Origin of the sequence: Desulfovibrio sp., assembly GCF_034006445.1 — a bacterium.
GTDB lineage: Bacteria > Desulfobacterota > Desulfovibrionia > Desulfovibrionales > Desulfovibrionaceae > Desulfovibrio.
This window is the reverse complement of the sequence record NZ_JAVESS010000002.1, coordinates 48001-71391: the sequence shown is the minus strand read 5'-3', so window position 1 is coordinate 71391 and position 23391 is coordinate 48001. Positions and strand designations below refer to the sequence as shown.

The 23391-nt window shown below is 56.2% G+C and carries 18 protein-coding genes; 9 read left to right on the top strand and 9 right to left on the bottom strand.

Translation table 11 applies throughout. From position 1 onward, the window contains the following. Positions 1 to 332: 332 nt before the first annotated feature. Complete coding sequence (locus tag RBR41_RS03000) at positions 333 to 1712, top strand: FAD-binding oxidoreductase (protein ID WP_320350932.1); 1380 nt, start codon at positions 333 to 335, stop codon at positions 1710 to 1712. A gap of 1 nt (position 1713) precedes the next feature. After that, positions 1714 to 2859, top strand: coding sequence for a (Fe-S)-binding protein (locus RBR41_RS02995; protein WP_320350930.1), 1146 nt, complete (start codon positions 1714 to 1716; stop codon positions 2857 to 2859). 144 nt (positions 2860 to 3003) lie between these two features. Here the strand turns inward: RBR41_RS02995 and gcvH are convergent, their stop codons facing one another. From gcvH to RBR41_RS02975, 4 genes are all read right to left on the bottom strand, one after another. Further along, positions 3004 to 3384 carry a glycine cleavage system protein GcvH gene (gcvH, locus tag RBR41_RS02990; RefSeq protein WP_320350928.1) on the bottom strand — a complete coding sequence of 127 codons (381 nt, stop codon included), beginning with the start codon at positions 3382 to 3384 and terminating at the stop codon, positions 3004 to 3006. A 10-nt stretch (positions 3385 to 3394) separates the two neighbouring features. Continuing rightward, a complete protein-coding gene (locus tag RBR41_RS02985) occupies positions 3395 to 4780 on the bottom strand; it encodes a dihydrolipoyl dehydrogenase family protein (protein ID WP_320350926.1) in 1386 nt (461 codons plus the stop codon). A 12-nt stretch (positions 4781 to 4792) separates the two neighbouring features. Then, positions 4793 to 5617, bottom strand: coding sequence for a hypothetical protein (locus RBR41_RS02980; protein ID WP_320350925.1), 825 nt, complete (start codon positions 5615 to 5617; stop codon positions 4793 to 4795). 96 nt (positions 5618 to 5713) lie between these two features. Then, on the bottom strand, positions 5714 to 7048 hold the full coding sequence (locus RBR41_RS02975; RefSeq protein ID WP_320350923.1) for an MFS transporter: 1335 nt from the start codon (positions 7046 to 7048) through the stop codon (positions 5714 to 5716). A gap of 334 nt (positions 7049 to 7382) precedes the next feature. Here RBR41_RS02975 and RBR41_RS02970 point away from each other — a divergent pair, with 334 nt between their 5' ends. After that, positions 7383 to 8915, top strand: coding sequence for an outer membrane homotrimeric porin (locus RBR41_RS02970; protein WP_320350922.1), 1533 nt, complete (start codon positions 7383 to 7385; stop codon positions 8913 to 8915). Positions 8916 to 9303: 388 nt separating this feature from the next. Here the strand turns inward: RBR41_RS02970 and RBR41_RS02965 are convergent, their stop codons facing one another. Next, on the bottom strand, positions 9304 to 10752 hold the full coding sequence (locus RBR41_RS02965; protein ID WP_320350920.1) for an aryl-sulfate sulfotransferase: 1449 nt from the start codon (positions 10750 to 10752) through the stop codon (positions 9304 to 9306). Positions 10753 to 11084: 332 nt separating this feature from the next. Between RBR41_RS02965 and RBR41_RS02960 the strand changes: the two genes are divergently transcribed. Both RBR41_RS02960 and RBR41_RS02955 read left to right on the top strand, forming a co-directional pair. Further along, positions 11085 to 11786 (top strand): Crp/Fnr family transcriptional regulator, encoded by a 702-nt coding sequence (locus RBR41_RS02960; protein WP_320350918.1) that lies wholly within the window; start codon positions 11085 to 11087, stop codon positions 11784 to 11786. A gap of 701 nt (positions 11787 to 12487) precedes the next feature. Then, the gene (locus RBR41_RS02955; RefSeq protein WP_320350916.1) at positions 12488 to 13591 is read left to right on the top strand and encodes a linear amide C-N hydrolase; all 1104 of its coding nucleotides are present in this window, start codon (positions 12488 to 12490) and stop codon (positions 13589 to 13591) included. A gap of 117 nt (positions 13592 to 13708) precedes the next feature. Here the strand turns inward: RBR41_RS02955 and RBR41_RS02950 are convergent, their stop codons facing one another. After that, positions 13709 to 14629 carry a DUF2333 family protein gene (locus RBR41_RS02950; RefSeq protein ID WP_320350914.1) on the bottom strand — a complete coding sequence of 307 codons (921 nt, stop codon included), beginning with the start codon at positions 14627 to 14629 and terminating at the stop codon, positions 13709 to 13711. A 746-nt stretch (positions 14630 to 15375) separates the two neighbouring features. Between RBR41_RS02950 and RBR41_RS02945 the strand changes: the two genes are divergently transcribed. Continuing rightward, on the top strand, positions 15376 to 16299 hold the full coding sequence (locus RBR41_RS02945; RefSeq protein ID WP_320350913.1) for a diaminopimelate dehydrogenase: 924 nt from the start codon (positions 15376 to 15378) through the stop codon (positions 16297 to 16299). A 190-nt stretch (positions 16300 to 16489) separates the two neighbouring features. On the opposite strand, the gene RBR41_RS02940 is transcribed toward RBR41_RS02945, so the two are convergent. Beyond that, positions 16490 to 18067: a LuxR C-terminal-related transcriptional regulator gene (locus RBR41_RS02940; RefSeq protein ID WP_320350911.1), complete on the bottom strand. Its 1578-nt coding sequence runs from the start codon at positions 18065 to 18067 to the stop codon at positions 16490 to 16492. Positions 18068 to 18318: 251 nt separating this feature from the next. Here RBR41_RS02940 and RBR41_RS02935 point away from each other — a divergent pair, with 251 nt between their 5' ends. The 3 genes from RBR41_RS02935 (at position 18319) to RBR41_RS02925 (ending at position 20621) form a co-directional block, all read left to right on the top strand. Next, positions 18319 to 18795, top strand: coding sequence for a hypothetical protein (locus tag RBR41_RS02935; protein WP_320350910.1), 477 nt, complete (start codon positions 18319 to 18321; stop codon positions 18793 to 18795). A 142-nt stretch (positions 18796 to 18937) separates the two neighbouring features. Continuing rightward, positions 18938 to 19789: an acetoacetate decarboxylase family protein gene (locus RBR41_RS02930; protein WP_320350908.1), complete on the top strand. Its 852-nt coding sequence runs from the start codon at positions 18938 to 18940 to the stop codon at positions 19787 to 19789. Positions 19790 to 19808: 19 nt separating this feature from the next. Further along, positions 19809 to 20621, top strand: coding sequence for an SDR family oxidoreductase (locus RBR41_RS02925; protein WP_320350906.1), 813 nt, complete (start codon positions 19809 to 19811; stop codon positions 20619 to 20621). A 184-nt stretch (positions 20622 to 20805) separates the two neighbouring features. On the opposite strand, the gene RBR41_RS02920 is transcribed toward RBR41_RS02925, so the two are convergent. Beyond that, entirely contained in the window at positions 20806 to 22113 is a 1308-nt protein-coding gene (locus RBR41_RS02920; protein ID WP_320350905.1) for an amidase, read from the bottom strand. 125 nt (positions 22114 to 22238) lie between these two features. Further along, positions 22239 to 23363, bottom strand: coding sequence for a M20 family metallopeptidase (locus tag RBR41_RS02915; RefSeq protein WP_320350904.1), 1125 nt, complete (start codon positions 23361 to 23363; stop codon positions 22239 to 22241). Between the last annotated feature and the right edge of the window lie 28 nt (positions 23364 to 23391).

The window sequence follows — 23391 nt, the reverse complement described above, 5'->3', positions numbered from 1 at the left end:
GCAAAAGCTGGTAACTTTATCAAAAGTAAAATGCTCTAACGGCATAATCAGATCATAGTCTTTGCGGTTGACGGCCCATAAAGCAAGCGCCCCGTGAGTCTGTCACAGGGCGCTTGCTGGTCTGCAGCAGGCTGACATAAAGTTTTTCATGAAGGTTTTTGCCGGGGCCGTGTTGTCGGCCCCGCTGAAGCGCCAGAACCTTGGGCAGAACCTTAGCGCCAGAACCTTTGGCCGCCCGTATGGGTCTTGTTGCACAGCCGTGCGGCAAGGCAAAACATGAGTAAAGCGCCGCTGTTCCGGCGCATCACAGCCACGTGAAATTGGGAGACGCCATGTCTGGGGAATATGTCGCTACGCTCACTTCCGGGCACAAGAGCTTTCTTGTGGACCTGTTCGGGGACGGGGTCGCTTTTGATCCGGAAGTGCTGCGGGTTTACGCTTCTGACGCCAGCCTGAAGGTTGGCACTGTCCTGGCCATGGTGCGCCCTGTAAGCGTTGCGCAGGTGTGCGAGTTCATGCGCTGGGCCGAAGCAGAAAATATTGCGGTTCACCCTCGTGGTCGTGGAACCAGCCTGTCTGGCGGATGTGTGCCTACTGTGCCTGGAATTGTGCTTTCCACACTTGGCATGGACAGGATTCTGGACATTTCCGCAGAAGATTTTGTGGCCGTCATTGAGCCTGGCGTCAATACGGCCCGGCTTCAGGCAGAATGCGAAAAGCTGGGGCTGTTTTACCCACCGGACCCCGCCAGCGGCAAGGCCACCAGTGTGGGCGGCAATGTGGCGACCTGCGCGGGCGGTCTGCGCGCCGTGAAATACGGCGTCACCAGGGACTACGTGATCGGCGTTGAAGTCGTGCTGCCGGGGGGCAAACTGCTCAAGTTCGGCGGGCGTTCGCACAAGGATGTCATCGGACTTGATCTGGGCCGCCTGTTCGTGGGCAGTGAAGGAACGCTTGGCATAATCACCAAGCTTGTTCTCAAGCTCATTCCCAGGCCCGAGGCATCGGCATCCGTGCTTGTGGGTTATCCCTCGCTGGATGCGGCCCTTGCCTCCATGAGCAAGGTGTTTGCCGCCGGTATTTTGCCCAGCGCCGTTGAATTCATGAATGAGACGGTGCTGGAAATTTTAAGCAGAACCGGCGACGCGCCCTGGCCAGATACGGTCAAATCCCTGCTGCTTTTTCAGGTTGATGGAAGCAAGGATACTGTTCCGCTGGAAAATGCCCGCCTTTCGCGGCAGTTGAGCGACGCGCTGTGGCGCATGGAAGGTGTGGGCAAGGAAGAGGAGGATGCCCTATGGGCCTGCCGCCGCAGGGTGTCGGCAGCGTCCTATGTGCTGGGGCCGGATCGCATCGGCGGCGACATGGCTGTGCCCCGTGGGTCTATCCTCAAGGCCGTGCGTCGCTTTGAAGAAATCGCGGCTTCCAACGGAAAGCGGCTCATTGCCTTTGGCCATGCGGGCGACGGCAATATCCATGCGAATCTGCACTATGACGCCTCCGACCCTGACGATGCCCGTCGCACGGAAAAAACCCATCACGAACTGGACGCGGCCGTCCTTGAGTTCGGCGGCAGCCTTTCCGGCGAGCACGGTGCGGGATTTCTCAAAGATGTGGGCAGGCAGATAGGCAAGGAGGAACACGCCCTGATGCGCGGCGTCCGCCGGATTTTTGATCCCAAGGGGATACTCAACCCCGGCAAGGGCTATTAAGATGAAAAGAGGCTGCACGCAATGTGGCGAATGCCTGAACGTTTGCCCGGTATATGAAATTTTCAAGCGTGAAGAATACGCGCCCAAGGCCAAGCGGCTGCTCATGGAGCCGCTGGACGCAGAATACGGCAGCGGGGCAGAAGAGGCTCTTTCGTGGGACACCATACGGGAACTGTCGCGCCTGTGTGCGGGCTGTGGCCGCTGCCAGCGTGCCTGCGCGCGCAAGCTTTCCACCGCCGACCTTCTGGCGGATGCGCGCGCGCGAAACCCCCACTGGTCGCAAGCTCTCTGGGAACTCTGGATACAAAGGCTCGGCCCTCTCTGGCCCATGGCTGGCAAGATCGCCATGCTTGCTCCTGATGGTATCATTCCCGGCAGTCTGCATTCCTTGCTGGGAACCGCCCGTGCGCTGGTCGACCTGCCGCCTTGCGAACTCTGGATGCTGCTGCAACCACAAGAGCGCGTTCAGGGGACGCCCGTAATTCTGTTCAGTGGGTGTACCGCCAACAACGTCCGGCCACGATGGACGGAAAAGGCGGAGACGCTGCTGCGGGCCTGGGGCTATGACGTTCTTGACGCTTCAGGCTTCACGTGTTGCGGCGGAACCCTGCACCATGCCGGACAGTACAAAGCGCAAAAAAGCGCACGCGACCAGAATGTGGACGTCTGGCGCTCGCTGGGTCGCCCGCTGGTGGCCAGCTTTTGCGCTTCGTGCAAGCACAGCCTTGAGCAATACGCCGCAACCTTGCCCGAAGATGAAGGCAGGGAGTGGAAGCAAAAATGCCAGGGGCTGTCCGCCCTGCTGACCAGTCCGCGCGTATGGGCCACAGGGCATGCCCCGGCGGTGGTGGCCTATCACCAGCCCTGCCACTGGAATGCGGCAGACCCTGACCTGCCCCTGCTCAAGCCCGGTCTGCCCGGACTCAAGAAGGGCACTGGCCTGTGCTGCGGCATGGGGGGCATCCTCAAGATGAGCAACCCCGGCCTTTCAATGGACATGGCCCGACGGTGCTTCGAGGGTTTTGCCCCTGAAGCGCGCGCGGTCATTACCGGATGCAGCGGCTGCGTCATGCAGCTTGCCTCCGCCGCTCCAAAAGGGGTGGAAGTGCGCCACTGGCTGGATATTGTGGATGCAAAAAGCGCGTGAACGGGATTGAACAGTCTGAACCGGGTGGGCGCGGCGTGTGGTGCGTCAACGCTGGGCAAATCTGAATAAGAAAGAATGAGAGTGGAACAGGCGGTAAGCCCCAGCCCGGTTTTTTGCCGGGGCTTACCGCTGTGAAACTGTTTGTTACGCCTTGACCATGGCGGCGTAGTCGCTGCCGCTCATGCATGCGTTTTCATCGTAAGGGGTCGCGGTGACGCGCACCAGCCAGCCCTGACCGTAGGCATCGTCATTCAGCAGTTCCGGCGTATCGGCAAGCGCGCTGTTGGCTTCCGTCACGGTGCCCGAAATCGGCATGATGGCATCGCTGGTAACTTTGACGGACTCGATGGAAGCGCAGGATTGCCCCTGCTCGAAACTGGCTCCTTTTTCCGGCAGATCCACAAATATGACGCTGCCAAGCTGTTCCTGGGCGTAGTCAGTGATGCCGATGAGCCAGGAACCGTCATCCTGCTTTTGCGCCCACAAATGGTCAGCGTGGTACAGTCTGTCGTCAGGAAAGTGCATTGTCTTCTCCTTATGCGCCTGTGATGGAAGATTTTGGCGCCCGTATGGCCGCTGGGATAATTTCATCCAGAGTGGGGTGGGCGAACATGACTTCGTCCAGCCTGGATTCTGTATACGCATCCTTTATGAGCAACTGGGCCACCGTCACCAGATGCGACACTCCGTGCCCCACAGCGGCGATGCCAACCATGCGGCCCTCATGCCATACCACTTTGACAAAGCCTGCGGTTCCGCCGCTGGCCTGCGCAATGGGGTTCGCCGTCAGGGGAGCCTGGGAAACTTCCACTGTTTTGCCTTCACGGAGCAGCGCGCCTGCGGTCTGGCCCACTCGCATGATTTCCGTGCCGCCGTAAACGCAGGAGGGAACAGGCCCTGGCTCATAATCGCCCTGGGTTTCGCCCAGGATATGCCTGGCCACGTAGGCGGCCTGATGTTCCGCCGCATGGGCCAGAAGGGTAAGGCCGTTGATGTCCCCTATGGCGTACAGGTCGGGGCCGCTTTGCAGCTTGGCGTCCACCTGTACGTATCCACGTGGCGTAAGGCTGCCGCCAGCGCTCTCCACACCAAGGCCCGCGCTCTTGGGCTTGCGGCCCACGGCCACCAATGCCTTGGCTGCCGTGATAATTGTGCCGTCTTCAAGTTCAAGCCGCGCTTTGCCGTCAACAGATTCCAGGTTTTTGGCCTTGGCGCCTTCATGACAGACAAGGCCCTTCTTGGTCAGAGCGCGGAGCATTTCTTTTGCAATGTCAGCGTCTTCCGTAGGCGCGATGTGTGGTGCGGCTTCAACTATGGTCACCGTACTGCCCATGGCTGAAAAAAAGTCCGCCATTTCAAGGCCGATGGCGCCCGCGCCCACCACGATCAGACTTTCGGGGATGGCGGCGATGCGCAAAAGATCGGTGCTGTCCAGCACATTCTGGTGATCAGGCACAAGCCCAGGAAATGACGCGGATGCTGTCCCGCAGGCAAGGATTATCTTTGTTCCCGCCAGTGAGACAGGGCCCTGGGCAGTGGTGACCTGTACCTGCGTCTGTCCTTCATTCTGGCCGGTGCAAACGCCACGTCCTTCAAAAAGGTCTATGCCAAGAGCGGCCAGACTTTTTGCCAGAGTCTGGCTTGTTCCCTTGGTAAAGCGCGTGACGCGGTTTTGCAGGGCCGTGAAGTCTACCTGTATGCTGCCCTTGGCAATGCGCACACGCTCCTGGGCGTGCAAAAGGCCTTGCGGGGCCGTGGCGCCAAGCAGCATTTTTGTGGGGATGCAGCCAGCGTTAAGGCAGGTGCCGCCCCAATGGCTGTCCTCAATCAGCGCGATTTTTTTGCCAGCCTGAGCCAGGATGCGGGCCGCAGTGGTTCCACCAGGGCCGCCTCCAATTACAATGACGTCATATATCTGCACGAAATCATCCTCCTATTTTGCGACGTCAGCTTTGAACAGAAACTGGCGTGAAGCGGACCGGTAAACGAGCAGCGTCTGTTCAGGCAAAGCCTCCAGTCCGTGCATGTCCCAGGCCATATCCGGCGTAACGGCCTCGATGACATAGGGCAGGGTGGGCACATTGCAGGCCTCGGAGACCATCTTGGCTGCGGCAAGCGCCTCGGCCCTGTCAGGCCATGCCCAGGTTCCGTCCTGGCCCGGCTGGGGAACCGCGAAAAAGCGTATGATCCCATCAGGCGTTGCACGCACAAGTTCTATGGTTTCAGCAAGCGCTTCCTTGGAGGGCGCGCCGCCAAAAATGCTTTCCGTTGTGGCGCTTGTGCCCACAACATTAAGAATGACGTGCACGTCCTTGATGGCCAGGAGTTTGCGCAGCAGTTCGGGCTTGCGTCCGTCCACCTGCAGCCATACCTGAAGACCGCCCTTTGCCAGCCGGTCCACAAGGGTGAGCATATTTTCTTCCTGTCCCTCGGGGCATTGGGACGGATAGATGCCCGCGATCTTGCCGTGGAGCATATCGCTTCTGGTCACGCAGCACTCAAGAACGCGGCCGGAAAGCAGGTAGGCCAGTATTTCGCCGGAGCCCTGCTTGATGACCTCGCCGTCATCAAAGAGCGGAAACTCCACGCCTTCGGGATTGCGATAGATGGCCTTGCGGTTGGTGCGGTAAAATGTGTTGAAGGTCTGCGCATCGGCCTTGAAATCGACGGTGCCATAATCCAGCCCGCGTTCGGCAAGAAAACTTTTGACAATCTTGCAGCGTATACATTCGGGCGCTGTGTAAAGGGTGATGCTCATGGCGCTCTCCTTGAAATTACGTAAGCCGGGCAGGCAGAAAGTTTTGGCCGATCTGTCCCGCCCGGCAAGCAGAAAAAAGGTTAGTAGCCGGAATGGTTAGGCGATGTCTTCCAGCGACTTGCCTCCGGTGCGCGCGCCCCACAGGGCAAGCACAATGGCGGGCACTACGCAGAGTGCGCTGAAAATATAGAATACACCGTCAAAGCTGTATGCAGCGTACACTACAGGAATGAGAGGTTGTGAAAAAGCTACCGCAAGACGGCCTATGGAAGAATGAAAGCCGGTAGCCGTGTTGCGCAGGTGCGTGGGGTAGGATTCTGCCGTGTACGAAAAAATGGTGAATCCCAGGCCCATGACAAAGGCCGTAAGCAGCGCGCCTACGCCAACAACGACCCAGTAGGAACTGACATTGCCGAATATGGGCGCCAGCACCGACATGACAACCAGCATGATGACCAGGGGTATCTTACGCCCGCCCATATCGGTAAAGGCGCTGGAAGCGAAAAGGCCCAGAGGCACGCCGATTGAAATGAGCGTGGTGGCCATCAGGCATTCTTCAAGGGTAAAGCCGTGCGCTTTGAGCAGCGTGGCCGTCCAGTTGGTAACCACAAAGGTGGCGGGGTTGGTGCAGAGCACCAGCACAAGAATGACCAGCGTGCGTTTAACGTATTTCTGGCTGATCATGCCCAGCAGCACTTCACGCAGTGGCGGTTTGTGGGTGGAGCCTTTGCTGGCAGCCTCTGAAAGATCAATATTCATGTGCGTCAGGTCAAGCATGACGGCTTCCGCTTCCTTGATGCGGCCACGGCTCACCAGCCAGCGGGGGGATTCGTCCAGGTACTTCCAGGCAATAAACAGGGCAATGTACCCCATGCCGCCAAGATAGAAAATGTAGCGCCATGCTTCTTCATGCAGAGGGATGATGGCCCTGCAGAGCATGCCGATGACGGGCACGGCGCAAAATCCCACCCCTGCCACAAGGTTTTGCCATTTCCCCCGGCTTTCTGCCGGTGCCATTTCTGCAATATAGGCTTGTGAACAAACCATCAGGCAAAAGACGCCGAAGCCTGTCAGGGCGCGTGAGGCCACAAAGACATGGAAGTCGTCCGTCATGCCGTTGATGATGGACGCTGTAGAAAACAGGGTGATGGCAATAAGAAATGTTTTACGACGGCCAATAAGATCGGATATGAACCCGCCCACAAAACCGCCGCATGTCATGGCTGCAAAATACCAGAAGGTGACCGTGCCTATATCGCGCATGGTCAGCCCCCAGTGTTGCATCAGGGCCGGGGCAATGAACCCGAAGTTCCAGTTGTCCATCTGTTCGCAAAAATACGCCACCATAATGATGAAAAAAACGGCTTTGTGGCGCCCTGTGACTTGAAGTCCGTCGAAGTAGTTATTGCTGATTCTCTCTTGGCCTGGCATGGATTTTTCCTTTTGGCGCTAGGAGTTGAGCGTGATTTTTTATTGTGTGTCGAAACTGCCGACTTCAACGGGAGCAGGAGGTTGTGCTTTTAATAACTGGATGAGCTTTTTTAGTTGTAGACTGCGCTACGTTTTTAGAAGTTTTTTTAGATGTCATAGTAGTTCAGACAGTTATATATATTCTGCCAAGATCATTAGATATATTTGATGTGAAAAAAAGATTTATTTAAAAAAAATGTCGCTGGGACTACAAAATTGCATCAAAGAACACGTCATTGTCCTGTGCAGGAAGCGGGAGGTGCAGGAGGTTGCACCTATTTTCACAGGAGGATTTATGAGAACTTTGGGCAAAAAGTTGTTTTGCTTGCTGTTCTGCGGCGTATCCATTCTGCTTCCCATCCGGGGTAACGCCGTGGACTTTAAGGTCAAGGGGGCCTTTGACATCAGCTTTCAAACATCCAATGTCATGCCGCTGGGGGTGAGTGGCAAAGACACGTTTCAGGCATTGCAGCGTCTGCGGTCGCAGTTTGACGCTATTGCCAGCGAAGATCTTTCTGGCAGTCTGATTCTTACTGTTGGTACAAACGGGCAGTCCTGGGGCACCGCCAAGGACGGAGCAGCCCTTGGCAGTGACGGCAACAATATAGTAGGGCTTCGTTCCGCCTACATTGACTGGCGTGTGCCCAAAACCGAAGCCAAGGTGCGCATGGGCATACAGCCCCTTCTGCTGCCCGGTTTCGTGACTGACTGGAGTGCCGTGTACGGACAGATTACAGCGGGTGTTACAGTCAGCGCCCCTGTATATCAAAACAACGGGACGAGCGTGGGGGCCACGTTTTTTTGGGGACGCCCGTATAATGACAACTCCCAGAATACCCAGAACGGACGTTTGGAAGCAAACTACCTGGACAATCTGGATGTTTTCGCCCTCGTTCTGCCCATCAAGGCTGAGGGGCTAAAGATTTCGCCCTGGGGCATGTACGCCCTTATTGGTGAAAACAGCCTGCGGGGCATAAACGACAACACTTCACAGCGCGAACCCGCCATTTATGCGCCGCGCGGCGGCCTCATGCCCATACTCGGCAGCGGCATGAACTATTACCAGGCGTTTGAAAAAACGTACCGCAATGCCAACAATACCTGGGGCAACGGCTGGTGGGGTGGTCTGACGGTCAACCTGACCCAGTGGGAACCGTGGGATATTGCCCTTGAAGGCACCTATGGCCGTGTAGATATGGGTGAACTCAAGGATTATACCCAGTTTGATCCCAACGGGCGGGGCAAAACCTTTCAGCTTGTGCGCGAGGGCTGGTATGCGGCCATGCGCGCGGACTACAAATTCAGCTGGGGCACGCCCGGAGTGCTGGCCTGGTATGGTGGCGGCGATGACGACAACCCCTATAACGGTTCTGAGCGTCTGCCTGTTTTCAACACGCCGTGGCCGGTAACGCCGCTGGGCTTTGGCGGAGGCTTTTTTGACCTGGATACCTGGAAGGTGCTTGGGCACAACCCCAGCGGCATGATGGGCGTTGTAGGCAGCATCAAGGACGTGAGCTTTATTAATGATCTGAAGCACACGCTCAAGTTCGCCTATTTTCACGGCACCAACAGCTCGGAAATGCCGAAAAAAGCCAACATGACCTCGTATCCCACACGCGCGGACGGACCCATGGCCTATCTTACCACTACCGACCATGCGTGGGAAACAAGCCTTTCCAGCACTTACAAAATCTATGAAAACCTTCAGGTCAACCTTGAAGGCGCCTTTGTCAAACTGTATCTGGATCCTGACACCTGGCACGGTGTACAGGATTCACAGTACGAGGACAACTGGCGGGTATCTTTGACATTCCGCTACACGTTTTAATTTTTCTTCAGTCTTGATATTACGGCTCTGAGCGGGAATGCCTGCCGCTCAGGGCCGTTTTTTCGTTTTTAGAGCACCTGACTTTTTCAAGGGTAAGATGCTCTGGACCGTGCCATCATGAGATGAATTTTCCGTCATATCAGGGAGAATGAGCCTGCTATGCAGAGTGTACTCTGCTGGTGCTTGATCGGAATAAAAGGCGAAGTCGACGCAGAAATACCAGGAAAGGCACTCGCGACGGCACTGTCTAAACCCTGCGGATGAGATACACCAACAGCAGGGGATCAAAGCATTTATCCCATATTACGGATATGCCGTCAAAAAAAGATGAGACCCCGGCGGCAGATCCGGGGTCTCATCGCAAACGGAGGAGGGTAATGGAGTCGGATTATTCGGTTGCGGCCACGCAGTGTCCTGCGCCGCTATAGTAACCTATGGTACCTTCCACCTTGACGGTGGACATGGCTCCAAAGGGGGCGGCCCCAGGAACACGGAATTCCTTGACAGTCAAAGGCTCGATGGCTTTTTCTTCGGGAACTTCGGCCTGCGGCACCCAGGAATACGGCACGCGGTACGCGCGGTACACCCAGTTCATGGGCAGGCTGATGTGTCCCTTGTACGGGCAAACATATTCCCACACGATTTCATGTTCAGCGGTCACTTCAAACACGCGGCCGTCGGAACCTTCGCAGATGAGCGTGTTGCCATTGGGCAGACGCTGCGCGGAGCTGATGAAGGGGCTGTAGAAACGGTAGGCGTCGAGCGGGATAAGGAAGCCCGCTTCATGCGGCGTATACTGCCACACGATTTTCATGGCCACGGGGTCAATTTCAAGTATCCGCGAGTAGTCGCGCTGCGCGGCCTTGACGCCATGGGGCGCGCCAGGGTTGGGGTTGCCGTAACCGCCCCAGCCGCCGTTGTCATACACAAGAATATTGCCTTCGCCAGGCAGACCGCGGGGGATCATGTGGGCGTGGTGCTGGCCGATGATCCAGCCAATGGCTTTTTCTTCGGGCGTGCGGTCATAATCCGGGCCGAGCTGCCACACGATCTTTCCTGTCTTTTTGTCCAGAATCAGGATAATGTTGGTTTCACGGCCGTCAATGATGATGTTGTCTGGATGGAAACGGGCGTCGCCCGCGTCAAACCACTTGTTGGGTCCAAGCGTGGACATGGAGTTGACATGCATCCAGTCACCCACGCCAGGCGCGTTTTCCATGATGGTTCCGCCACGGAAGTTGGGGTCGCGGCACATGGCGTTGCGTGCGGCCTCGCCAAAGCCCATTTCTTCCGCATGGTCGGCACAGTTCCATTCCCAAACAATGTCGCCGTCCCAGGTTACTTCATAAATGACGTCATCCACCAGCATCTTGTCGCTGATATAGGGATTAACGGTGTTTTTGTGGCAAAGGACAAGCGTATTGCCTGAGTCTATTTTGGGCTCCTGTCCGGGAGCGTAATATCCGGTGGAGCTGCCTTCGCGCTGGAAGTCATGATGCTGGCGCGCCATCCAGCGGCCTTCCATGCCTGGATCTTCGATGAATTCCGCTCTGTCGAACTTCCAAACAATATTGCCGTCCCAGTCTACCTGAACGAGGTCAAGCTGGTCTTGCAGGCCATGCTTGGGGTGACGGGTACCAGTGCTGCCCATGAGCATGCCACCAGGGAACATTTTATTGGGAAAGCCATGCAGATCCTTCCACATACGAACTTCGTGTCCGTTCATGCCAATCAGCAATGCGCCGTTGTCGGGAGCCTGCAGAATGGTAAAGCCGCTCCATGCCTTTTCCGGTTTGTAAACTGTGACGCCAGTGGGATAAATAGTCGGGTGACCCATGAAGACCTCCAAACATGCGGGTTATTTTTTGCACAACAGGGTTGACTGTAAGTAGTTTCCTCAACCTCTTCGTACGATAACCGCATGATAGTCCTGGCTGACAGTGAAAATTGTAGTTCATGCAACAATATTCACAAAAAAAGGGCGCTAGGATTATTTCATCAACAAGTACCTGCCTTGGGCCACTGCCGTTGTGGCCCTTTTTAGCATACCCCGGCAGCGGGATATATTTCCCACTAATACTCTAAGTGATGGAAGCTGTGCTGCTTTTTTGCTATGGCTATCACGTGTGGACTATTCAGTTGGTCTAACCTCTTTATCGGGAGGGACTAATGTCTTTCATCGAACTGTTCAACCAGAATGAATGCTGGGGAAAGGTTGTCAGAGACAAGGCCCGTAAATGGGAAAAGGGCTGGAAGTTTAGCGATGACGCGCCGACAATGTACTATGTTCTCAGCGGCAGAGTGCGCCTGATGGCTCTGGATGTCTGTGGCAATGAGAAAACGCTGTGGTATCTCAGCAAGGGGTGCTGTTTTAATGAAACCATAATGTTCGGCACAACCCCTGGAGAGACCCATTCTTCCACCCGAAGAATGAGATTTTACCATGAATGCACAAAAAATTGCTATCTGCACGTATTCTCGCAACGGGATGTAGTGGAACTGGGAAAAAAGAATCCCGAGCTTTTACTTAATCTTTGCCAAAGTTATGCAAAAAAGGTCGGTCTGCTGGCAGAGTCTCTTGTGTCGCTCAGCCTTGAATCGCCCTTGACCAGAGTGTGCAAGTATCTGGCCTCGCGCATTGTGCCGGGGTCATCGCCACTTTGCGCCCGGCGCGATATTTCCTATCGCGAAATGGCAGATCTGCTGGGCATGCACCGCACTTCAATCCACAAGGTCATGCGCCAGTGGCAGGTTGAAGGCGTGTGGGATTTTGAAAGAAACAGCTCTGAAGTTATTATTTTGCAGCCAGATGTTTTTTTTGAAGAAGCCAGCATGTGTCAGGAAGATGCGCCGCCGCAGCACCAGGTCTGAGAGTGTAAGAAAAATATGGACGCCATAGCCCTGCATGTCAATATATAGTTCATCCTCTTGGGCGCTACAGATGGGCTTTTTCTTGGACATATGGGCGCGAGGCGCGCGAGGCGCACGAGGCTGGCACAACTAGAAGCTTGTGCAGGCCCCTTTGTTATTTGGAGCGGGTGTACGCGTGTGCGTATCCCGCTCTTTCATGTTTTTCGGGCACGGCGGGCACTACGCGCTTTTTCTGCTGAAAGCCATGGGGCGAATATTCCGGTTCGATCTGGCCGGTTCAATCTGGCCAGTTCAATCTGGCCGATTCGATCTGCCAGTCCGATCTGGCCAGTCCGATCTGGCAGTGTGATCATTCCGGTGTGTACAAACTGGTATGATCTTTGGGGACGCATCCTGGTAAGGTGGGGTGGTTACGACAGGGTTCCAGGCAATTCCGTATGCCAGGGAGATCTGCCACGTGTTCACACCCCGCTATCAGGTACTCGTTGCCGGGCCCCGGGCTCGCAACAAAACAAGATATTACATTTGACGATAAATGTTTTTATTTTTTATTGTTGGAACAGCTTGTTGCGACGGTTGTTTTGCGCGTTGGCTTTGCGACTGTTTTGTCAAAGTGGCGAAGCTTGTTTGCGACAGATACATCTGCCTCGCTGCCGTCCGCTTTTTATTCTATCACCAACATCTGCTCACAGGAGCGTTCTATGATTTATACCCCAAAAGTATTCAGGTGGGTTTCGCCCGTGGTCAGCTTGCTTCTGGTCGCGGCAATAGCGTGCGAACCGGTGCTGGCCTGCACAAGGACGCTGTACGTCTCTGCTGACGGCACTGCCGTCATTACAGGGCGGAATATGGACTGGAAAGAAGACATGGGCACCAACCTGTGGGCTTTTCCGGCAGGGATGGAAAAAGATGGAGCAGCGGGGAGCCGATCTGTACGCTGGGTGTCCAAGTACGGCAGTGTCACTGCCGCCGGGTATGACGCGGGCACGACGGATGGAATGAATGAAAAGGGGCTTGTGACCAGCATCCTGTATCTGGCGGAGTCAGACTATGGCCCGCGTGATCCTGAAAAGCCCGTCATTTCCATAGCGACATGGGCTCAGTACGTTCTGGACAATTTCGCCACTGTTGCGGAAACAGTGGCCGCGCTCAAGAGTGAACCCTTTCAGATCGCGGCCCCGACACTGCCCAACGGGGCCGCAAGTACAATGCATCTGGCCATTTCAGATGTTACGGGCGACTCGGCCATTTTTGAGTATATCAAGGGCAAACTGGTCATACATCACGGTAAGGACTACACCGTAATGACCAACTCGCCGAGCTATGATCAGCAGCTTGCCCTGAACGCCTACTGGAAGGAGATAGGAGGGCTGGTTTTTTTGCCGGGAACCAACCGCGCGGCTGACCGCTTTGCCCGAGCCGCGTTTTTTCTTGATGCCATTCCCAAGGCTATGGACAAAAACTACATTGCTGCCGTCCCCGGAAAAAGCTTCAATAATCAGGCCATTGCAAGCATGCTCAGTCTTCAGCGCGCGGTCAGCGTGCCTCTTGGCATAACCACCCCCGGCCAGCCCAACATCTCATCAACAATCTGGCGCTCCATAGCTGACCAGAAAAATTTGACCTATTATTTTGATTCTGCCACCAGCCCCAATACCTTCTGGGTTTCTTTGGACAAGCTGGATCTGAGACCGGGAGCCCCAGTGAAAAAGCTGACGCTCCAGAACGGCGCAATCTTTTCCGGAGAAGCTTCGGCGCATTTCAAGGAAACAGCGCCTTTTGCCTTTCTTCCCGCCGGGCAATAATGACAGCCTCTTGCCCTGGCCACTGCAGAAACGTGTTGCATGACAGAATATAAAAGCTGCGGAGAATTTTTTTGCAAAATTCTCCGCAGCTTTCTTGCGTCAGTATATTACGTGATATTACATGCGAATGCTGTTGCGGATGTCCTCCAGGCGGGCTTTGGCAAACAGCAGGTACGACAAAACCAGCTCCCCGGAGTTGAAAGACGACGTAATGTACAGAGGGTCGTAGTCACAGATGCGGGTCAGGTACGACATGGCGGAAGCCATGTTTTCTTCGTTGTTTTTGGCCCGTATTTCCGGGTACAGCACATACAGGGTGTGGATGAAATCACGCAGAACCAGCACAATGCCCTGTACTTCATAAATACGGTTATCCAACGTGTAGAAGGGCATGCCCTGTGCGTTTTGCAACAATCCCAACGCATATCCCAACATGTTTTCGCCAGTTACGGCCACAAAGGACGCATAGAGGTCATCCGAGCGGCAGTTGAACACGCCTGTGCCGTTGTCCAACGACTTTTTGTAATCTTCCAGTAATTTGAAGCCCTTTTTGTAGGAGCCTTCAGCGGAAGGGAGCATAAAGCTGCGCGGATCAATGGCAAAGCTGTTGATGCGCGCCTTGTATAAAAACTCGCTCTCGCGGTCGCTGCTGCCCAGTTTGGCAATCTGGCTGGAATAGAGGTCAAGAAGAAACCGTGTGGCGTGATATACGCCATACTGACGGTAGGCGCGATTGTCCATTATGAATCGGTTAAAAATGATGTCGTTGAGGCTCCAGCCAAAGGTGGAATTCAACTCGCGGCGCATCTGAAAGGTAATGGAATCCAGCAGGATTTTACCTTTTTCGGTTTCCGGCAGCTTGTCCGCCTCGGCGGGTATGGGCATCGGATCCGGAAATGTCGTGGCGTCAATGGCTGAATACGCGCGCTGCAAACCCCATAGCAGAAACAAGATGCCCAATAAGATAGCCGCTTGAATGGCCAGGGTTTTTACTACGACCTGGAATTTTACTATCGGCGGCAATGACGGCAGTTTCATAATGCTAATCTCCCAAAAACGATCTTTGTATACCTTAAATTTAACCAGCTAATCATCTTGTCAATATACAGGTGAATCAGCAAATGGGGAAGTACAGATTTTCCATTTTTATATATTGTTGTGATATTGTATATATAATAACTAATAACCATTGTATGCTATAAAACAACTTTAATAATTATATATTATTGTTCATGTTGTAGTCATCCGTGGATATTAAATCCGGAATAATTTTGACGTGAAATAATTATCGGTCTTTAAGGCAGCATATTATGGGTGTATGTTGTGCTATAATCAATCCGAACGGCACTGCCCCATGAGGCTGATCTTCTTGGGTTTGCCAGGGGCTGTCCATCGACGCCGCATCCAGTAAACAGGCAAGGTCTCGCTAATGTGAAAAAGCAATGGACACGCACCAGGTTTTAGCCGACAATTCTTCAAGTCTGTTGCTACCCTGGTGATACGTTTTTTTAAACTTTTCCGCGCGGTTCACGTTTCAAAAAGCATGTTCACCGGCTCGGCTGACAGGTATGAAAAGATTGCCCATAAGGGAACTTACGCCAGTAGGTTCCCTTTCTCGTCTGAACGTCTGTGGCCATGACTGAATGTGCCCTGCAGCCGGTGCGACAGGGCAGTCTGTTTCGGTTCTGCGTCTGTTTTGATTCTGCGCATGAACATGAATTTTTTTGGGTGTGCATCATACGCCACAAGAACGTAACTATCAGAAATATTATGGGAGGAAACACATGAATCCAATTAAAGTTGCCGTGCATGGCCTGGGCAATATCGGCAAGGGCGTCATAGACTGCCTGCTCAGCGCCAATGATTTTGACTGTCTGGGCGTGGTGCGGCGTGCCCCCTCGGTGGGCACGCAGGCATTTTCGCTGCGGGGGCTGCCAGACTATGCCTCCATTGACGCCCTTATGGCGGCCAGGGGCAAACCTGATGTTGCAGTAATATGTGGCCCTTCACGCAATGTTCCGGCCGATGTCCGTCATTACCTGGAAAAGGGCATCAATACGGTGGACAGTTTTGATATCCATTCGGAAATCCCCCAACTGGTCGCAGATCTGGATCAGGCGGCCAAGGCATCTGGCCGGACGAGCATAACAGCGGCCGGGTGGGATCCAGGGACGGATTCAGTCCTGCGCGCGCTTTTTGAAGCCATGACCCCGGTGGGAACCACCTTTACCAACTTTGGGCGCGGTCGCTCCATGGGGCACTCCGTTGCGGCGCGGTCCATCGCCGGAGTGGCAAACGCCTGCTCCATCACAATTCCTGTTGGCGGCGGCAAACATTCACGGCTGGTGTACGTCCTTCCCGCTGCCGGAGCTTCTTTTGCAGACATCAAGCAGAGAATCGCCGCTGACCCCTATTTCAGCAGTGACCCCCTGGATGTCCGCGAAGTGGGCAGCCAGCAAGAACTGGATTCTGTGGCTGACAACTCTCACGGCGTGCTTATGGAGCGCATTGGCGCTTCCGGGAGCACCTCCAACCAGCGCCTGAGCTTTGACATGCGCATAGACAACCCTGCCCTGACGGCGCAAGTGCTGGTGTCCTGCGCCAGGGCCACCACGCGCCTTGCTCCCGGTTGCCATACGCTGATTGATGTGCCGCCGGTGGCCTTGCTTGCTGGTGACCGGATGAAGCATATTGCCAGACTGGTTTAGGGCATTTTACCTTTGAAAAAGGGAGATGCGCCAACGCTGCACAAAAGTGCTGCGCGCCGCACCATAAGTGGTATTCTGCCGAAAAATATGTTTTTCGGCAGAATACCACATTGAAATGTAAGGCATTATAAAAGTAGTCCGGAACTGGTTTCTGCTTGCCGCCCGTAGCCTCAAGCGGTGTCAGGCATGCTTATTTGAGTTTTGCGCGGCGGTCGATATCCAGTTTGTGGAAGATCGTGCGCAGGTGCGCGCGCACCGTGTTTTCCGTAACCAAAAGCCGTTCCGCAATTTCACCATTGCGCAGGCCCTCGGCAGCCAGCAGCGCGACCTCGCATTCCCGCGCGGTCAAATCGGCGGGCAACACCCCCCTGGCAACGGCGTGGCGCAAGGCCTCCCAGCCGGTGCCGTATCGCGCCCTGGCCGTGATGAAAGCCTCAAGATGCGTGGGGTACCTTTTCTTGATCAGTTCTTCTGTCAGGCCCTGGAGAGTCTGTATGGAGCATACGGCCAGGGACAGCACAAAACCGTCAGGCAGGGCCTTTTCGGCGGCGCGCTCCAGAAAGTCCGCAGCCTGACCGCGCTTGCCCAGCAGGGAATACCCCAGAGCCATGAAGAGCAGGAACAGAAATTCCGAAAAAGCGGTTTTCCTGGCTACCTCCTCCGGGATGGCCTCCAGCGTCCCGATGAAGCGCGTGATTTCCCCCTGGTTGAGCAGATAGACCACATGCGCGTACAGCGCGTTGTTGCGCATGGGAGGAAAAAGCGGCAGGGAAGAAAAATCGCCGTCCTTCAGCCAGCCGGCGATGCGGATCTGCTGTTGCAACTCGGCCAAAATAGCGCCGCGAACCGTATCCAGTGCCATCCGCACCACCCAGGCCGTTTGTCCGGGGCTGGATGCGGCGCGATCCATGGCCTTGACGGCGCGCCGCCAACCTTCCGCGTCGGCTTTGAGCAGCGCGATGTCGGCCAGCACCTTGGCTGTTCCGAGCAGAATAACGCTCTGCCGACTGCTTTCGGCCAGAAATGCCGCCTTGTAGGCGTAGATCTCCGCCGTGGCCATATCCCCTCTGTGGTAGGCGACCTCGGCGCGAAAGAGCGCATCCGCGCCGCTGCCATGGCCGCCGGTCAGCCGGGAATAGAGGGGAATGAATTCCTCAAGGGCTTCGGCCTCACGATCAGCTTCACCCGGCCGGAGGTGGAACTCCGCAAGCTGGCAGTAGTCGCCGGAGCACCAGGGAGCTTCAGGCAGGATCACTTGTGAGCATGCGCCGTTAAACAGGGCCGAGGCTTCGCGAATGTTCGGGAGCATTTCGGCCGCGCGGGGAAAATGGCGGTAGGCCGACACAAGCAGCCACTCCGCCCTCAAGGGCCCGCTTTCTTCAAGCCGCTCGTCCAGGTCATCCAGCACCTTGCCAAAAGCGGCGTCCAGGCCCGCAACCTTGAGTGTCCAGGCGACGCACAGCATGGCCAGAGGATGCTCGCGCCTGATTTCTTCCGGGCAATGCTCCGCGATATCCAGGGCAATCCTGAAAAAGGGCGTGCCGCCGGTCTTTTCAAAAAGGACAGGGGAAAGATCCAGGGCGAGTATGCGGTCATACGCGCGTACTTCGGCATACAGCCCCAAAGCTTCGGCGAGCCTGCCCCGGTCGCGGCAGAGGTCGCCCGCGCGCAGAGAATCCTCGCCGCCCCTGGGGCGACCGGAAGAACGGCGTACACGGGGCGACGTCTTGCTGGGGGATGAACCCTCTGCCTTGGAGCTATCAGCCATTCCCCTTGCTCCTTTTCTCTGTCGTGGAGGATTTACTGCATGTAGCATTCATTATTTTGCAGCAAAAATCCATAGAGCAGCCGTTTTGAAGCCTGGACTCGTTGGCCCGGCACGGCCGAGATACCTGTTCGCATGCGCTATAGTCCATTCGGACGATGCGCACGGATTGATATTTTTCTATTATTATAAAAAATCAGTATTTCACGGTTAAGCAGAAGCTTCTGCACTCTCTGTCCATATGGGGGCGAAACATGGCGCAACCGGTGGAAAACTTCATTCGCAAGGCTGGCCTCATGGCGGGCAGTTGCAACATTGTGCTGAATTCCCTCTTTTCCTGGCTGGGGAACATGTCCAGGGCGGACGTACAGCAGGGTTCGGCCGCTGTGGATACGGTTATTACCAGCATAATCATGTCGCTGCTGATGACTCTCTTCATTTCCGCCGACACACGGCGCGCCCTCAAGGCCGGGACCATTGCACTGCCCATAACGGATCTCAGCGCCGGACGTCTGCTGCGCCGTCTGCCCGCACGGCCCTGGAAGCTCGGTCTTCTGCTGGGACTGGGCGTTGCGCTTGTTCTTACGTCCTGTATGATGGGGATTTTTTTCCTGTTTGGCGTGACGGCGCTTTCATTTTTCGCCTTCCTTTCCATTAAGGTCGTGTACTCAATGCTTCTCGGCTATGCCGTGGCCCGTTGGGTGATTTTGCGGCAGTTGCTCGCCGTCTGAGAATACCGGCCGCATGCACACGGAACCTGAGCCGGTGACGCCGTCAGGGCGGCATTCCGGGCCGCACTCGCTCCGGGGTCGCACAGGACGCCAGCGCCAGCACATTTGTGTTTCGGAACCTGTAAAACCAGGAGAATCATCCATGCACAGCAGCTATTTTATCCCACTGGAAAAAGTGATGAAATTTATGGCGGATGCCGCGATGAACAGTATGGAAGGAGTGTATGTCTATGGTCTCACCGACCCCAGCGTGAAACGGCTGCTGCCGCCGCCTCTCGAACCTGCCGATCCTGCCTATCCCATGTTTATGCTGTATGCCGTCAATATCCGCGAACCAACCTTCGCCCCCTGGTATATGGAGGCTGGCGTCGGCGTAATGGCGAAATGCGAGAATACCACCGGCCTCTACTTCTTCAACCTCCAGTTGAGTGGGCCTGGAGCCTTGATGGGAGCCTTTACCGGGCGCGAATTTTCGGGATTGCCAAAGAAAATCTGTGATCGGATACGGGTCGAGCGAACCGATGCGTATGCGCACTGCTTTGTGGAACGCGGCGGCGTCAAACTGGTCGAGGTGGAAATGGAAATGGGGCGCTATAACCATCCCGCGTTCCAGCTGGAGCAGGAAAACTGCCAGACGACGCCGGGCGGCAAGCTGATCGAAGGGGGAGGATGTCTTTTGCACAGATATGGAATCAGCGAGGAGGGCGGGTTCCGGAATATGGAAATCCTCTACTACGACAGCCCCATGCTATTTCACTTCTGGGAACCGGCGGCGGCGACGGTAAAGCTCGCATCCGCCATGGACGACCCGTGGGGTGATATTCCCCTGACAACCGTCCTGGGCGCAGGCTGGGCCAGGGTCGACAACAGAGTTCGGAGCCAAACCGTCATACATCGTTATAAGCCTGAAGCGGGACCCGAGGTGATGCAGTACCTCTACTCCGGCAGATATGACCGAAGCCTCCTGTGCCGCGAGCACCAGCGCTACGAGTAAACAAAAAGGAGCCTGAAGCATGGAATATAATCGCGACTATTTCGCCGGAAAAACCGCTGTTGTGACAGGGGCAGCGTCCGGCATCGGGCTGGCGCTCGTGGGGGAGCTGCTTCAGAGCAATGCGGCCGCCGTGGTGATGGCGGACATAAACTCGAACAATCTGGAACAACATGAAAAAAGACTGCAAGAACAGTACGGCAACCGGGTGAAAGGATTTTTGTGCGATGTCACCAGGGAAGAGGCGGTACAAAGCCTGATTTCCGATGCCGTGTCTTTTTTTGGAGGTCGGCTCGATCTTCTGATGAACAACGCTGGAGCCGGTTTTCCGGGGTACTTCGCCGACATGACAAATACGGACTGGAAGGCCGCGTTCGACCTGAATTTTTTCAGTGCCCTGTATGGCATGCGGGCCGCATTGCCCATCATGGTCAAACAGGGGGGCGGCCAGATCATCAACATCATCTCCGGAATAGCCTTTACGCCCATGGCGCAGCAGTCGCGCTACGCCGCCACCAAGGCGGCGCTCAATGCGCTCTCCATCGCCTTGCGTACCGAATATTGGGACGACAACATCAAGATATCCTCCGCCACGCCGGGCACGACCGTGACCGCCATATGGGGCGATCTTGAACCGCCCAAAAGCGCGCAGACGTCACAGCAGTCCGCAAGCCGAATCCTGAACGGCGTTACGAATAACGACAGGGTAATTTTTGGCGACGACAACGACGCTCTGGGTGGCGCTGCGTGCTATGACACTCGAAAGCAGGAGGAAATAGACGCGTATCTGCTGCACGTGGCGCGCGAACGCCGCAAAGGCATTACCGCCATCTGAAGGCAAATGTCCCAGCTATGGGCATGCAGTCTGTACCACGCGCATGGAGGGCCGCTGAACTATGGCAAATGGGATCGTCTATCAACAGATCGGCATGACGTGCACGTGGGGTCGCTTGCTCTGAATCTGTACGGGCCTGTGATCGGCAACCATGACCGCTGCCGATATCCATTGCCGGTATCCATTATAAGCGCATGGGAGCTGCGGCGGTTTCGAGCAGCGGCGCAAGCGCCATAAGCTCCGCATCAAGGCCAAAACGGCCAGCCGCCTGCACGCCCAGCGGCAAGCCGCTGCGCACTTTATCCATGGGCAGGCATACTACGGGCAGGCCTGCATGCGTCCACGGCACGTTCATGACCGGGTTGCCTGTGGAGGCGAATCCCTTGGGGGCCTCACCAGGCGCGGCAGGGGCCAGAAAGGCGTCTGCCTTCATGTCGGCCAGCAGATCATCCAGCTTTTTACGCTGATTGGCGCACGATGCGCGCCCTGTCTCAATGACGCCCGCGCCAAGGATTTGCCCAAATTCGATAAATTCACGCGTCTTTGGCCGGTATAGCGGGCCAAAATCCGCAAACCATTCACGGTGCATTTGCGCCAGTTCCGCTGCGGCAAGCTGCTGGTGGCGGTCGCGTATGCCCTGCCAGTCGTCAAAAACCGGCATGGTTTTGATGCGCACTCCCGACAGGCGGGCCAGGCGGTTGCAGTATTGGTCAAAGGCTCTGCGCATGCCCGGCTCGACCTCGTCCATATACGCGCCTTCAGGCACGATAAACAGGGCAGAAGCCTTGCGCCCCTCGGCTGGCGCATCACAAAAAAGCGACAGGGTGGTTGCCGCATCCTGTGATGTTGCACAGAAAAATCCCGCCTGATCCAGGCTGGGCGAAAAGTTGATGATACCCTGGCCCGGCAAAAGCCCCTGCGAAGGTTTGAACCCCGTCACGCCGCAAAAGGCTGCGGGGCGTATGACTGATCCCATGGTCTGCGTGCCGAGCGCCAGCGCAAAATACCCGGCCCGCACGCCTGCGGCAGAACCGCTGCTGGAGCCGCCCGGCGTATGCCGCCTGTTGCAGGGGTTGCGCGTGGCCGCCGGTTCGGCGTGGGTGAACTCCGTGGTGGCGGTAATGCCCATAATAATGGCCCCTGCCTCACGCAACCGCGTCACCAGAGGGGCTTCGTCTCCGGCAAAGAGGATTGACGGCAACAGCGAACCGCAGCGGATGGCATACCCGCTGGTGCGAAAAACATCCTTGATGCCCACAGGCACGCCAAACAGCGGCGGTCTGCCTGCAACTTCGGGCCAGCGCCGCAGGGCTTCCTCCAGTTCGTCCAGCACCATCTGGGGGCGAAAACCGTTCTCTGCAAAGATGAACAACTTTCCCTCGCTGGCTGCAATACGCAAAAAAAGCCCCCTGTATATGCGCAGCAGCGTGTCGGCATCGGCTTTACGAAAGAGGTCGAATCCAAGGACAGGGGGCAGTGCGAAGCGGGGCATGGTTCCTCCTCAGATGCTGGTTGAGGGAATACGCCTGCGGTGGAGCGCTGTTATGGGCACGGCGCAGATTGCAAGTCCCTGGCGTGACAATCCATGTACTTTGTCCCTGCGCCGCGCCTGGCTGTTTATGCGCACCAGTCCGCCAGCAGGGCAGAGTACATTTTTGTACCAAGCTCTATCTGCTCCACGGCGCAGTATTCGTCCACCTGGTGGGCCATGGAGGGATCTCCCGGGCCAAGTATCATCATGGGCACGTCTGGCAGCCGGGGCCGCAGTGCGGCCGCATCGGTGAAAAACTGCACCGTGGCCACATCGGGCCTGTGCCCCAGCAGAGGGGTGAGCACGTCAAAGGCGCGATTCATCCAGGGATGGGCGGGATCTGTCCATACGGCGGGCACGTCAAGGGTGGTTGTCATGCTGATGTCAGGCCCGGCCATGGCGGCCACAGCCGTGCGGATTTCGTCATGATTATGTTGGGGAGTGGTGCGGATATCGATGGTCATGGCGGCGCTGTCCGGTACGGAGTTGCTGTTGCACCCCGCGTGCAGCGTAGAGACGACGCATGTGCCGCCGCCAAGCTGCGGGTGGTCGCCCTCAAGACGGAATGCGCACATGGCGTTGGCAAAGGGCAGCAGCTTTGCCAGCGCGTTGTCGCCCTTGTGCGGCATGGATGCGTGCGCCGTAACTCCCGTGGTTTTGCAGGTAAGCCACAGAGCGCCCTTGTGCCCGCACAGTGGACGGCATGAGGTAGGCTCCGCCACCACAACCGCCGCTATATTGCGCAGAAATTGCGGCTGCGCCGCCATATGGAAGGATCCCTCGCAGCCGGTTTCTTCGCCGCCGTAGACCTGCACGACCAGATCTCCGCGTATGTGCCGGGCCATTTGCGCGGCAGCGCAAACCATGGCCGCAATGCCGCTCTTCATATCGCTGCTGCCGCGACCGTAAAGCAGGCCGTTTTGTATACGGCCCTCAAAAGGAGGCATGCGCCATTGTGCAGCGCCCAGGGGGACAGTGTCGATATGGCCGCACAGGCACAGGGCAGGCATATCGCTCTCGGGGCGCAGGCGTGCAAAAAGACTGCAACGCTGTGGGTTGGAGGGGTCGTAGGCGTCAAAAGCAACGCTAAAGCCAGCATCGGACAGTATCCGTGCAAGGGGTTCCAGAGCCTGACGCTCGTTGCCGCCAGAAATGGTGTTGTAGCCTATGAGGCTTTGGGCCAGTTCAACTGATGATGGTGCGTATGTCATATGGGTTTCGTCTGCCGGGCACTGCCCA